Genomic DNA, 12,884 nt, shown 5'->3' on the forward strand with positions numbered 1-12,884 from the left:
GATCAGGATGCCCGCGGTGAGGCCGGAGGTGAGGCATGCACAGGCAAAACCGACCCGCCCGCGCGGCGCGTGCTCGGCCACGAACACCCAGGCGCCCGGCACTTCGCCACCAATCGCCACGCCTTGCATCACGCGCAGGCACAGCAACAGCAGCGGCGCCAGCAGCCCCACCGAGGCATAGACCGGCAGCGCGCCAATCGCCAGCGTCGGCAGCGCCATCAGGAAAACGCTCAGCGTGAACATGCGCTTGCGACCCTGCCGGTCGCCGAAGTGAGCCATCACGATGCCGCCCAGCGGTCGGGCCAGATAGCCCGCGGCGAAGATCGCGTAAGTCTGCAACTGGGCCAGCCACTGCGGCATGTCCGGCGGAAAAAACAGGTGGCTCAGCGGCAGTGCAAAAAACACGAACACCACGAAATCGTAAAACTCCAGCGCGCCGCCCAGCGAGGCGAGCAGCAGGGTCTGGATGTCACGCGCGCCCATGCGGCGGACGGGGGCTGCCAAGGTTGGCGTGGTCGGAAATGCTTGCGTCATCGAAGGWTCCTGCAGTACCAGGCGAAAGCGACGGGGCAGCATACACAAAGGAAAAGCCTCTTCGGTATGTAAGCCTTCACCGATCTGGACCGGGACGTGGACTACTCCTATGGCCAATTTTGTTAGCCTACGCGTACTCGAGCCATGCACTAAGAGCCTGTTTCAAATCGGGATCGTTGTGGAAGTCACGCATGGATGCGCTCGAGCCATTCCCTGAAAATCTGGCAAGGAGAGTCCCCGTGAATATGGGCAAGCGTTTGGGAGCAGAGTTTTTTGGCACGTTCTGGCTGGTCTTTGGCGGCTGCGGCAGCGCAGTCTTCGCGGCAACCTTCCCTGAGTTGGGCATTGGATTTGCAGGCGTCGCCCTCGCCTTCGGCCTCACCGTGGTGACCATGGCGTATGCGGTGGGTCATATTTCCGGTGCGCACTTCAATCCCGCAGTAACTGCAGGCATGTGGGCCAGCGGCCGTTTCCCGGCCAAGGACGTGATCCCTTACTGGATCGCACAAGTGGTGGGCGGCGTGGCTGCCGGCGCCACCATCTACCTGATCGCCAGCGGCAGGCCGGTGTTTGATCCGGTGGCAGGCGGCTTTGCCTCCAACGGCTACGGCGAGCATTCGCCGGGGCAGTATTCGTTGGTGGCCTGCATGGTTGCGGAGTTCGTGCTGACCGCGTTCTTCCTGATCGTGATCAACGGCACCACGCACAAACTGGCGCCGACTGGCTTTGCGCCGCTGGCCATCGGCCTCGCGCTCACGCTGATCCACCTGATCTCCATCCCGATTACCAACACCTCGGTCAATCCGGCGCGCAGCACCGCGGTTGCGGTATTCCAGGGCAGCTGGGCCATGGGGCAGCTGTGGATGTTCTGGGTGGTTCCGCTGATCGGCGGCATCGTGGGCGGCCTGATCTATCGCCACCTGCTGGACTGGCACGACTAAGCGCCTGACCATTGCTCCACCTCGAAATCCAGCGGCTTATTCGAGCCGCTGGATTTTTTTATGGGTACGTCGACGCCTCAGGCTTCGTACAACTCGATCGGAAGACCGTCGGGGTCGGCGAAGAAAGTGAAGCGGCGATCGGTGAATTCATCCACGCGCACGGGTTCGCAGGCCACACCGCGCTGCTCCAGCGTGGCGATCACCGCGTCCACGTCTGGCACGGCAAACGCGAGATGGCGCAATCCTTGTGCCTCGGGCCGTGATGGCCGCGGCGGTGGCGACGGAAACGAAAACAGCTCGAGGCTGACGCCCGGCGAGACTTCCAGATCCAGTTTCCACGAGTTGCGCCCAGCGCGGTACACCTCGCGAATGACGCGAAAACCCAGCGTCTGGGTGTAGAACGCTTTCGACCGCGCATAGTCCGAACAAATCAACGCCACATGATGGATGGCGGGCAGCAAACTCGACGCCATGCCTTCAGGCCTCTGCAAAGGGAAAAGTGAGCACGTCGGCGATCGCGTCCGTGCCCACCAGGCACATCAGGAGACGCTCGATACCCATGGCCACGCCGGCGCAATCGGGCATCGCGTCCAACGTGTCCAGCAGGTTCTCGTCCATCGGAATGGCCGGTTGGCCGCGCGATTGACGTACCGCGTTGTCGCGCTCGAAACGCCGACGTTGTTCGGCCGCGTCGTTGAGCTCGTGATAGCCATTGGCCAGCTCATAGCGCCCCAGAAAAAGCTCAAAGCGCTCGGCCAGCGGAGGATCGCCCGGCCGCACTTTCGCGAGCGCGCACTGCGAGGCGGGATAGTCATGGATCACGGTGATGCGGTTGCGCGGAAACGAGGGCTGCAGGCGATGGGTGATGAGCAGATCAAGCCAGTCGTCGCGCGTCAGCCCGTCCGGATGGATGTTGAATTCCTCAAGCGCCAACTGCAGCTGCTCGATCGGCGCGTGCGCCGGATCGATGCCAAGCTCGTCGATGAAGAGCTGCCGGTAGCCTTCGATGCATATTTCCGCGCGCGATCCCATCATCGCCAGTGCAGCCTCGACGAGCGCGATGGTTTCTTCCATCAGCTGCCGATGATCCCAGCCCACGCGATACCACTCGAGCATGGTGAACTCGGGGTTGTGGCGACCGCCGGCCTCACCGTTGCGAAACACGCGGCCCATCTCGTAGCAGTCGCCAACACCGGCGGCCAGCAAGCGCTTCAACGGATATTCCGGCGAGGTGCGCATCCAGCGTTCGCGTGCACCGGCATCGACATGGCCACTGAAACGAGCGCTGAAACTCTCGATGTTCGGATCGGTGTTGCCGGCTGCCGACAGGATTGGCGTTTCCACTTCCAGCACATTGCGTTCGGCGAAGAACGCCCGGATCAGCGCGTATAGCCGTGCGCGCAGATGCAGGCGCCCTGCCATGTGCAGGTTCATGCGCCACCCTCGTGGGTGGCGAGCAGCTCGAGCAGGCGCGCCTCGTCCCACACTTCCACGCCCAGTTCCTGCGCCTTGTCGAGCTTGGAACCGGCCGCCTCGCCCGCCACCACGAAGCTGGTCTTCTTGGACACCGAACCGGCAACCTTGGCGCCCAACGCCTCCAGCCGCTCCTTGGCGGCGTCGCGACTCAGCGACGACAGCGTGCCGGTGAGCACGATGGTCTGGCCTTCCAGCGGCGCGGTGGCGGCCTTGGTGCTCTTGGGAATGGCATTGAGCAACTCCCACATGGCCGCGTCCGCTTCGCGCAGCTGCTGCAGCTTCGCCTTGTCGGCAAGAAAAGCTTCGAGATTGGTCAATGCCGCCGAAGGCAAACCGGCCGTCACCCAATGCGCAGGTCCGGCCGCAACCAGCTTGTCCAGTGAGGTAAACCGTTCGGCCAGCAGCTTGGTGCTCTTGGGACCGAGCTTGCTCACGCCCGCCATATCCAGCAGCAATGCCAGATCCAGGCGCTGGTGCAGCTTGGGCGAAGGATGGGTTTCATCGGAAAACACGATGCCCGAAGCGAGCAAGGCATCGACCACTTCCTGATTGCCGTCCTGCGCGAAGAACGCGGCGATGGAACGCGCGACTTCATCGCCGATGTCCGGCAACACCCGCAGCACCGCCGCCGGCATGCGACGGATCACCGCCAGGCTGCCCAGCCACGCCGCCAGCGTCTTCGCCGTGCTTTCGCCGATATGCATGATGCCCAGCGCAAACAGGAAGCGAGGCAGGCTGGTGTGCTTGCTGGCCTCGATCGCCTCGATCAGGTTCTCGGCCCACTTGGTGGCCACCTTGCCCTGCTTGACGGTTTCCGGTGTGGAGCCATCGCTCTCATCGGCACGCCGCTTCATCTCCAGGAAATCGTCCAGCGTCAGCGAGTAGAGATCGGCGGGCGTATGCACATAGCCGAAATCCACCAGTGCTTCCACGAAGCGCTCGCCCAGGCCGTCGATGTCCATGGCGCGCCGCGCGGCGAAATGAATCAGCGCTTCCTTGCGTTGCGCCGCGCAGATCAGGCCGCCCGAGCAGCGCCAGGCGGCTTCGCCTTCTTCGCGTACCAAGGCCGAGTTGCACACTGGGCAATGCGTGGGCATATGCCAGGGATGCGTATGCGGCGGACGCAGTTCGGGCATCACGCGCACGACTTCGGGAATCACGTCGCCGGCGCGCCGTACGATCACCGTGTCACCAACGCGCACATCCAGGCGTGCCACCTGGTCGGCGTTGTGCAAGGTGGCATTGCTGACCGTAACGCCGCCCACCTGCACCGGTTTAAGGCGGGCCAGCGGCGTGGCCGCGCCGGTGCGGCCGATATTGATCTCGATCGCTTCGACCGTGGTGGTCTGCTCCTGCGCCGGGAACTTGTGCGCCACCGCCCAACGCGGCGCGCGGGACACGAAGCCCATTTCACGCTGGCCCGCGTAGTCGTCCAGCTTGTACACCACGCCGTCGATATCGTAGGGAAGCTTGTCGCGCTTGGCGCCGATGCGCCGGTAGTAGGCGATCAGACCATCGAAACCCTTGGCGCTGCCCACTTCGGGCGACACCGGAAAACCCCAGTCGCGCAGCTTGGCCAAGGTCTTGGAATGCGTGGCCGGCAGCTCGCCGCCCCGCACGTCGCCCACCGCGTAAGCAAAGAAGCTCAGCTTGCGGCGCGCCGTGATGGCCGGATCGAGCTGGCGCAGCGAGCCTGCCGCGCCATTGCGCGGATTGGCCAGGGTCTTCTCGCCATGCTCGCGGGCGCGTGCATTGAAGGCTTCGAAATCCTTGTGCAGCATGATCACTTCGCCGCGCACTTCCAGCACGCGCGGCCAGCCTTCGCCGCGCAGGCGCAGCGGAATCGCACGTACGGTGCGCAAGTTGGCGGTGACGTCCTCACCGGTCTCGCCATCGCCGCGCGTCGCGCCCTGCACGAACACGCCGTTTTCGTAGCGCAGGCTGATCGCCAGGCCATCGAGTTTGGGCTCGACCGAAAACTCAGGGTTGCGACGGTCCAGGGTCTGCTCGATGCGGCGCTCGAACTCGGCAATCTCGCGGAAGCGTTCGCGATCGCCCTCGCCGTCCAGTTCGAAGGCGTTGTTCAACGACAGCATCGGTATCACGTGACGCACTTCGGCGAAGCCGCCTTGGGCACGCGCACCGACTCGCCGCGTGGGCGAGTCGGGCGTGGCCAGCTCCGGGTGTGCCTGTTCGAGCGCTTCCAGCGCGCGCATGGCGCGGTCGTACTCGGCGTCCGTGATCTCGGGGTCGTCGAGTACGTGGTAGCGATGGTTCGCGCGTTCAATCTTGTCGCGCAGTTCGGCGGCCTGGGCGCGCCAATCGGTGGCCTGACTCTGGCTCATGCGGGTGTCCTCATGAGCGGAAGTTTACCTAAGCTCGACTCGCTTCGGCCCGATTGCCTGTAAATCCCGCGGCAGTCGTGAAGAAGGCGTGCATAAGGGCGTCAGCGATGCAGATCGCCCGACGCTTCAGGTTGATATTCGATGTCCAGCACGCGCAGCTCACGGCGGTGGCCGTCCGGCGTGGGCCATTCGATATGCTGGCCCACCTTCAGGCCGAGCAACGCACTGCCCACGGGCGCCAGGATCGACACCGTGCCCGGCACCCCGGCGCCGGCGGGATACACCAGGGTGACAGTCAACTCGTCGCCGCCATCGTCGTCCTTGAAGGTGACCACGGAGTTCATGGTGACCACGTCCGGCGGTATCGCCGAAGACTCCACCACGTCGGCACGATCGAGCTCGCCGCGCAGCGCCTGGTATTGCCCGGCCTGCACCGGTGGCATGCGCTCGAGCATGGCTTCAAGGCGATCCAGGTCGCGTGTGGAAATGACAATCGGTGGCTTGCTGCTCATAGGGACTCCTGTCGTGCGGATGCGCCTGCGACGATCCGCCAGCTATCGCAAAAAGAGACGCGCCGGGACGCTGCCGCCCCGGCGCGATCGATTCATCGTGGTTTGCCGTTCACCGTTGCTCGTCGGGCTGCTTCGCTGTTGCGAGTTGACGCGGTGCGCACACGCGCACCCCAAAGATGAAACGCAGCCGACTTTGGACGCAGCGACCCGCAAAAGCAAGCTGCCATAGCAGCTATCATAATGAGACATGTCCGAGAATTTGGCCGCCACCCAAACCAACCTTCCCGTGCCGCCGCCAGGCGAGGAAGCGCCGGCTCCTGCTCCGCCACCGGAGTCCTCGCGCGATCGCTATCGCGGATTGATCTGGCTGGTGGCTGCCGCCTTCTTCATGCAGGCGCTGGACTCCACCATCGTCAACACGGCCGTGCCGGCGATGGCCGAGGCCTTGAACGTCACGCCGCTGGGCATGCGCACCGCGCTCACCAGTTACGTGCTGACGCTGGCGATCTTTATTCCCGCCAGCCCATGGTTGTGCGACCGCTTCGGCACGCGGCGCATCTTTGCGCTCGCCATCGCCACCTTCACCGTCGGCTCGCTGTTGTGCGGCATCGCGCAGAGCCTGCCGCAGCTGGTCGCCGCGCGAGTGCTGCAGGGCCTGGGCGGCGCGGCGCTGATGCCGGTGGGCCGCTACGTCCTCGTGCGCAGCGTCGACAAACGCGATTTCGTGCGAGCCATGAGTACGGTCGCCACGGTGGGCCTGCTCGGCTCGGTGCTCGGACCGCTGCTGGGCGGCGCACTGGCGCAATATACCTCGTGGCGACTGATCTTCCTGATCAATGTCCCGGTGGGCATGATCGGCATGTGGATGAATCGCCGCGACATGCCCGATTACCGGCTGGACGATGTGCACCCCTTCGATCTGCTGGGCTTTCTGCTGTTCGCTGCCGCGTCGGCCATGTTGCTGACCGCGTCCGAAGTTGCCAGCGGCGGCGGCGGACAATCGCTGCGCATCGCCAGCTTCGGCGTGCTCGCCGTCGTGTTCGGCGTGACCTATGTGTGGCACAGCCGCCGCAATGATCACCCCGTGGCGGATCTGAGCCTGCTGCGGGTACGCAGCGTATGGGTGTCGCTGGCCGGCAACCTGTTCACGCGCCTGGGCGTATCGGGCATGTTCCTGCTGCTGGTGTTGTTCCTGCAGGTGGGCTGCGGCTGGTCGCCCTTGATGGCCGGCCTGATGATGGTGCCGCAGGCGCTGGGCTCGATCACCGCCAAGTGGGGCATCAACCGGCTGTTGCAGCAGTTCGGATATCAAAAGTTGCTGTTTGCCAATACGCTGATCGTGGCGGTGATGCTGGCGTCGTTCGCGCTGCTCGGCAAGAGCTCGCCGATGTGGGTGATCGCGCTGATGGTCTATGTCTATGGCGGTTTCATGGGCTTGCAGTACACGGCCATGAATACCCTTATCTACAACGACCTGGACGTGAAGTTTGCCGCCCAGGCCTCGTCGATGGCGTCGACGGCGCAGTATCTGTCGATGAGCTTCGGCATTGCGCTGGCCTCGCTGCTGATGGAGGCCTTGCTGCAAGGCCATGCCCACGAAGACTACATCCCTGCGTTTCGGTGGACGGTGTTGTTGCTGGCCGTCGTGACCGCCACGGCCAGCTGGGTATTCAGCCGACTGAAGAGCGACGCCTCGCCGCGCTCGACGCACGCGTCCGACTGAGCGCAGGTTTCGTGCCGAGCATGTAGCATGCGTGGCATTCGACTGCCGCCGTGTACTTACGCATGCATCACGCCAGCGATATCCTGCTTACCCTCTTCATCGTCTTCATCGCCGCCCAGCTTGGCGGCGAGATCGCGCAGCGGCTGAAGCTGCCCGGCGTGGTGGGCGAGATCGCCGCCGGCTGCATCATCGGCCCTTCCCTGCTGGGCTGGATCACGCCCGACCAGGTGGCGCCTGGTACGCCGCTGGATGTGCTGGCGGAGATCGGCGTGGTCTTGCTGCTGTTCTCCGTGGGACTGGAAACACGGCTTGAAGACTTGAAGAAAGTCGGCAAGGTCGCCTTCATCGTCGGCGTGCTCGGCGTGCTCGTGCCGTTCGCACTGGGCGGTGCCTGGGCGCACGGCAATGGCTTCGACTGGAGTCGCTCGCTGTTTATCGCGGCGGCCTTTGTCGCCACCTCCGCCGGCATCACCGCGCGCGTGCTGCAGGAGCTGGGCGCGCTCCAGCGCATCGAGAGCAAGGTGATCCTGGGTGCGGCGGTGATCGACGACATCCTGGCCATGCTGCTGCTTGGCGTGGTGGTTTCGGTGCAAGGCGGCGAAGGCATCGATGTGGTGCACTTGCTCGCCGTGCTGGCCGGCGCGATCGGCTTCATCGCCATCATCGGTATCGGCGGTGCGCGCGTGATGCGCTGGAATTCCAGCTGGCTGGACAAGCCGCAGAGTCCTCACTCGGCGCTGGCCATCGTGCTGGCGCTTTGCCTTGGCCTGGCCTACGTGTCGACGCTGTTCGGCCTGGCCGCCATCATTGGTGCGTTCCTGGCCGGCATGATCGCCTCGGAGACGCGCCAGCAGCACACGCTCGAGAAGCAGACCCAACCTCTCCTCGCCCTGCTCACGCCGTTCTTCTTCGTCATCACCGGCAGCAAGATCGACCTGCACCAGCTGATGAACCTCGAGGCGGCGACCATGTTGCTGGTGGTCACCCTGATCGCCATTGCATCGAAGTTGATCGGCGGCTTTCTTGGATCGCTGTCGCTGGGAGCGCGTAGTGCCACCGTCGTCGGATTCGGCATGGTGCCGCGTGGTGAGGTGGGCGTGGTGATTGCCAGCCTTGGCTTGGCAGCGGGTGTGTTCACCGATCGCATCTACGCGATCATCGTGGCGATGTCGTTGTTGACGGCGATGGTGACGCCGCCGGTGTTGGCGTGGCTGTTGCGCAAATGGAGTGGACCCACATCCGTTCAACCGACATCTGTGGGAGCGCACCCTGTGCGCGACGACCCGACGGAGCGTTGAAGTGGAGGCCTGTCGCGCACAGGGTGCGCTCCCACAGGGGGACGGTGCAGCGGATCCTCAGCTCGCGCGCATGGTGCGATAAGCCATCAAGGCAGCTTCGCGACTCTCGCCCAAGTCCACCATAGGCGCGGGATATCCGGTGCGTTTCAGCAGGGCCGGATCCGTCCACGGTTCATGCAACTGCTTCAACGGCACCTCCGCCAACTCAGGCAACCAGCGTCGCAGATACTGACCCTCCGGATCGAACTTGTGCGCCTGCGTCACCGGATTGAATACGCGGAAATATGGGGCCGCATCAGCGCCGCTGCCAGCCACCCACTGCCAGCCCATCGTATTGTTCGCCAGATCAGCATCCACCAGCGTGTCCCAGAACCAGCGCGCGCCGTGATGCCAATGCTGCCTGAGGTTCTTGCACAGAAAGCTGGCCACGATCATGCGTACGCGGTTGTGCATCCAGCCGGTGTGCCAGAGCTCGCGCATACCGGCATCCACTAGGGGGATGCCGGTAAGGCCGCGTTGCCATCGCTCGATCGCCGTGGCGTCTTCGCTCGCCCATGGAAACCGGTCGAACTGCTCGTTGAAGTTCGCCGTAAGCGTCTTGGGAAAGTGATACAGGAGATGATGCGCAAACTCGCGCCAACCCAGTTCGCGCAGATAAGGCTCAATGTCCGGACGTCGACGCGCATCGGTGGCAGCCGCGCGATCGACCAGCTGGCGATGGATCTGCCGCGGCGAGATCTCGCCAAAGTGCAGATGCGGCGAGAGTCGCGAGGTGCCGTGTCGCGCCGGCAGGTCACGGGCACGCTGGTAATCGCTCACGGCATCATCCATGAAGATATCCAGCCACTCCTGYGCCCCCTGCTCGCCTGGTTGCCAGGTTTCTTTGAGGCCGCCATCCCAGGGGATGCGCGGCCATAGTCCGAGCGCTTCCAGCGGCACGCTGCCATCGATGTGGGTCGCCGGCAGCGACGCCGGCACAGCCAAGGGCTGCGTTACGTCCAGTTGCGGGCGCAGGCTGCGCCAGAACGGCGTGAACACGCGATACGGGCCCTGCTGTTTCGTCTCGATCCGCCAGGGCTCGCACCACAGCGACGCATTGAAGCTGTGCACTTCGATGCCTTGCTCGCGCAAGGCGGTCTTGAGCTCACTGTCTCGCGCGATGGAAGCCGGTTCGTAGACACGACTCCAATACACCGCCGTAGCGCCCGTGCGGTCGATCAGATCACGCATCACCTCAAGGCTATTGCCCTGCGCAAGATGCAGTGCATTGCCATGCTCGCGCAGCTGGGCATCGAGTCGCGCAAGGGAATGATGCAGCCACCAGCGGCTCGCGGCGCCGGGAGCCCACGCGCCCTCTTCATGCGGCGCATGAATGTAAAGCGGGAGGATGTGTTCGTGCGCCTGCGCGGCGGCACTGAGTGCGGGATGATCGGCGAGGCGTAGGTCGCGGCGAAACCAGACGATGGCGGTGCTCATGCCGACAGCTTAGTGAGCGCCTGAGCGGTTGTATGCCTCGTCTTTGGACGGTACCGGATGCCGCGCGATGGCGGCATCCGGTGGGGTCGATCAGAGTTCGATCACGTCGAAGCGGCGATCCGGGTTCACGTCTTCTTCGTAATGGATGTCGCTGCGGCCAAAGCCGAACAGGCGCAGGAAGTCGCTCTTGTAACCGGCGTAGTCGGTGAGCTGGTTGAGGTTTTCGGTGTTCACCGTCGACCACAGCGCCTTGCATGCCTGCTGCACATCGTCGCGCAGCTCCCAGTCGTCCAGACGCAGGCGGCCGTCGCTGTCGGTTTCGGTCGCGCCATGATCCTTGCGGTACAGGCGGTCGCGGAACATGCGGTTGATCTGCTCGATGGTGCCTTCGTGGATGCCCAGCTCCTTCATCACGCGGAAGGAAATGGCGATATACAGCGGCAGCACCGGGATCGCCGCGCTCGCCTGGGTCACCACCGACTTCATCACGCCCACGTAGGCATCCAGATGCTCGGCCTTGTGCTCGGCGACGAGCTGCTTGGCGGTGTTGTCCAGATGCTGCTTGGCCTGGCCGAGCGTGCCGTGCCAGTACATCGGCCAGGTGATCTCGGTGCCGATATAGCTATAGGCCACGGTCTTGGCATGATCGGCGAGCACGCCAGCCTTGCTCAACGCATCGATCCACAGCTTCCAGTCCTCGCCACCCATCACGGTGACGGTGTCCTTGATTTCCTGCTCGGTCGCCGGCTCCACCGACGCCTGCACCACGGTGTCGCGGTTGGTGTCGATCGAGTTGGCGGTGAAGGTCTCGCCGATGGTCTTGAGCGACGAGCGCACCACTTCACCGGTGTCCGGCAGCTTGCGCACCGGCGAGGCCAGCGAATAGACGACGAGGTCGATCTTGCCGCCCATCTCGTTTTTGATGATCTCGATGGCGCGCTCGCGCGTCTCGTTGGCGAACGCATCGCCGTTGATCGAGCGGCTGAACAGGCCGGCTTCCTTGGCGAGCTTGTCGAACGCCGCGGAGTTGTACCAGCCCGCGGTGCCCGTCTTGGTCTCGCTGCTGGGCTTCTCGAAGAACACGCCGAGGGTGGCCGCGCCGTAACCGAAGGCCGCGGTGATGCGCGAGGCCAGGCCGTAGCCGGTGGAAGCACCGATCACCAGCACGCGCTTGGGACCCTCGCCCAGGTCGCCCTGCGCCTTGGTGATGTTGATCTGATCGATCACGTTGTGCTCGCAACCGACCGGATGGGCCGTCACGCAGATAAAACCACGCACCTTGGGGTTGATGATCACTCGAGGACTCCTGGGAGGCGTTGCAAACCGCCATATTAACCCGCACGGCGGGCCATGCGCCTCCGTAGGGAAGCCCTGCCCCGCCACGGCAGGATTGCGGACGCTCGCTTCCTGCAGCTCCCACAGACCAAAGCTTCACCATCGCGGCACTATGAATAGCCCGGGCCAGCGCAAGGATGGCTGGCCGCCAGAGGTCAACAGCGGCAAGGGACGGGGGTGAGCGGGCATGGCGGATATCGCGCGCAAGACGCTGGCTGGCCATGCCCCGACATGGTTGAGCCTTGGCCTTGCCTGCGCGACGGCAGCGGGATGCGTCCATCAGCCGTCAAAACCATCGGCCGCCTCGACCAGCGCTTCTGAAGAAGCCTTGCCCGCCGCGCCTGCCTCCGGGACGTCGACGGCCAGCAATGACAGCGCTGCACTGGAGCACTTGCGCGAGTTGTCGCTGATGCGTCCCTTCGAAGGCGGCATCGACACGCCGGTGATCCACAACCAGATCCACGGCTACGTGATGGTCGATGCCGCCGACTACAACCATCAAGGCCTGGGCAATACGCAATTTTCGATACGGCGCGCCGACATCAGCCTCACTCACAATCTGCGCTTCGACTGGCTGTTCTATGCCGACGCGCAGATCGTGGACGGCCATCTGGAATTCAAGGATGTTTACGTTCGCAAGCAGACCAAGTATTTCGGCGTGGTCACCATGGGCAACCAGCAGGAACCGTTCGGCCTTGAGCAGTTCGGCAGTTTTCGCAACACGACTTTTCTCGAGCGCGCCACCACCAATGCGCTCGCACCGAGTCGCAGCGTGGGCGTCACCTCCAGCGATTTCCACGGCCCCTGGATATGGAGTTACGGCTTCTATACCGCCGGCACCAAGGACGAAGGCCGTACCCAGCGCGGCGTGGCTCTCACCGGTCGCCTGGCTTATCTGCTGAATACTGCGCGCGGCTCGTATCACCTGGCCATCGATTATTCGACGCGTCGCGCCGGCCCCGACAACGACCAGCAGTTCAAGTCGGCCTCGGAGGTGGCACTGTCCTCGGACGGCTATTTCCTCAACACCGGCGATATCACCGGCTCGAACAAGGTGCAGCGCTACGGCCTCGAAGCGGCGCACGTCAACGGGCCGTTCTCCTGGCAGGCCGAATATATGGAGGCGCATCTGCAACGCAGCGACGGTCTGCCTGCCCTGCGCTTCCGCGGCTGGTACGCCTATGCCAGCTGGATGATCACCGGAGAAAGCCGCGACTACCGCGAAGGCAACGCCACCTTCGGAC

At 64.1% G+C, this 12,884-nt stretch carries 11 protein-coding genes; 4 read left to right on the forward strand and 7 right to left on the reverse strand.

Annotated elements, in window-relative coordinates; genetic code table 11:
* The coding region (locus AC1DMG_RS14365) for an MFS transporter (RefSeq protein ID WP_477180677.1) at positions 1–534 on the reverse strand (534 nt) is incomplete at its 3' end.
* 239 nt (positions 535–773) lie between these two features.
* On the opposite strand from AC1DMG_RS14365, the gene aqpZ reads away from it, so the two are divergent.
* Positions 774–1,475: an aquaporin Z gene (gene aqpZ, locus AC1DMG_RS14370; RefSeq protein WP_441602352.1), complete on the forward strand. Its 702-nt coding sequence runs from the start codon at positions 774–776 to the stop codon at positions 1,473–1,475.
* 77 nt (positions 1,476–1,552) lie between these two features.
* Here the strand turns inward: aqpZ and gloA2 are convergent, their stop codons facing one another.
* The 4 genes from gloA2 to rnk all read right to left on the reverse strand — a co-directional run bounded on the left by gloA2 (position 1,553) and on the right by rnk (position 5,808).
* Positions 1,553–1,948, reverse strand: coding sequence for an SMU1112c/YaeR family gloxylase I-like metalloprotein (gloA2, locus tag AC1DMG_RS14375; RefSeq protein WP_477177577.1), 396 nt, complete (start codon positions 1,946–1,948; stop codon positions 1,553–1,555).
* 4 nt (positions 1,949–1,952) lie between these two features.
* Positions 1,953–2,909, reverse strand: coding sequence for an EF-P lysine aminoacylase EpmA (gene epmA / locus AC1DMG_RS14380; protein ID WP_441602354.1), 957 nt, complete (start codon positions 2,907–2,909; stop codon positions 1,953–1,955).
* Complete coding sequence (ligA, locus tag AC1DMG_RS14385) at positions 2,906–5,296, reverse strand: NAD-dependent DNA ligase LigA (RefSeq protein ID WP_477177576.1); 2,391 nt, start codon at positions 5,294–5,296, stop codon at positions 2,906–2,908. The genes epmA and ligA overlap by 4 nt, the downstream gene beginning before the upstream one ends.
* Positions 5,297–5,397: 101 nt before the next feature.
* Positions 5,398–5,808, reverse strand: a complete 411-nt coding sequence (gene rnk / locus AC1DMG_RS14390; protein ID WP_441602356.1) for a nucleoside diphosphate kinase regulator — start codon at positions 5,806–5,808, stop codon at positions 5,398–5,400.
* A 247-nt stretch (positions 5,809–6,055) separates the two neighbouring features.
* Here rnk and AC1DMG_RS14395 point away from each other — a divergent pair, with 247 nt between their 5' ends.
* Positions 6,056–7,531, forward strand: a complete 1,476-nt coding sequence (locus tag AC1DMG_RS14395; protein WP_477177575.1) for an MFS transporter — start codon at positions 6,056–6,058, stop codon at positions 7,529–7,531.
* Positions 7,532–7,593: 62 nt separating this feature from the next.
* Positions 7,594–8,829 carry a cation:proton antiporter gene (locus AC1DMG_RS14400; RefSeq protein ID WP_477177574.1) on the forward strand — a complete coding sequence of 412 codons (1,236 nt, stop codon included), beginning with the start codon at positions 7,594–7,596 and terminating at the stop codon, positions 8,827–8,829.
* A 57-nt stretch (positions 8,830–8,886) separates the two neighbouring features.
* On the opposite strand, the gene AC1DMG_RS14405 is transcribed toward AC1DMG_RS14400, so the two are convergent.
* Both AC1DMG_RS14405 and fabV read right to left on the reverse strand, forming a co-directional pair.
* Positions 8,887–10,305 carry a cryptochrome/photolyase family protein gene (locus AC1DMG_RS14405; RefSeq protein WP_477177573.1) on the reverse strand — a complete coding sequence of 473 codons (1,419 nt, stop codon included), beginning with the start codon at positions 10,303–10,305 and terminating at the stop codon, positions 8,887–8,889.
* A gap of 90 nt (positions 10,306–10,395) precedes the next feature.
* A complete protein-coding gene (gene fabV / locus AC1DMG_RS14410; protein WP_441602360.1) occupies positions 10,396–11,601 on the reverse strand; it encodes an enoyl-ACP reductase FabV in 1,206 nt (401 codons plus the stop codon).
* 226 nt (positions 11,602–11,827) lie between these two features.
* On the opposite strand from fabV, the gene AC1DMG_RS14415 reads away from it, so the two are divergent.
* The coding region (locus AC1DMG_RS14415) for an OprO/OprP family phosphate-selective porin (protein ID WP_477180678.1) at positions 11,828–12,884 on the forward strand (1,057 nt) is incomplete at its 3' end.

Source organism: Dyella sp. 01N36 (assembly GCF_056399745.1).

Excerpts from the sequence above, each read along its gene's own strand:
- gloA2 (WP_477177577.1), bottom strand. The coding sequence starts at position 1,948 with ATGGCGTCGAGTTTGCTGCCCGCCATCCATCATGTGGCGTTGATTTGT.
- epmA (WP_441602354.1), bottom strand. The coding sequence starts at position 2,909 with ATGAACCTGCACATGGCAGGGCGCCTGCATCTGCGCGCACGGCTATAC.
- ligA (WP_477177576.1), bottom strand. The coding sequence starts at position 5,296 with ATGAGCCAGAGTCAGGCCACCGATTGGCGCGCCCAGGCCGCCGAACTG.
- rnk (WP_441602356.1), bottom strand. The coding sequence starts at position 5,808 with ATGAGCAGCAAGCCACCGATTGTCATTTCCACACGCGACCTGGATCGC.
- AC1DMG_RS14395 (WP_477177575.1), top strand. The coding sequence starts at position 6,056 with ATGTCCGAGAATTTGGCCGCCACCCAAACCAACCTTCCCGTGCCGCCG.
- AC1DMG_RS14400 (WP_477177574.1), top strand. The coding sequence starts at position 7,594 with ATGCATCACGCCAGCGATATCCTGCTTACCCTCTTCATCGTCTTCATC.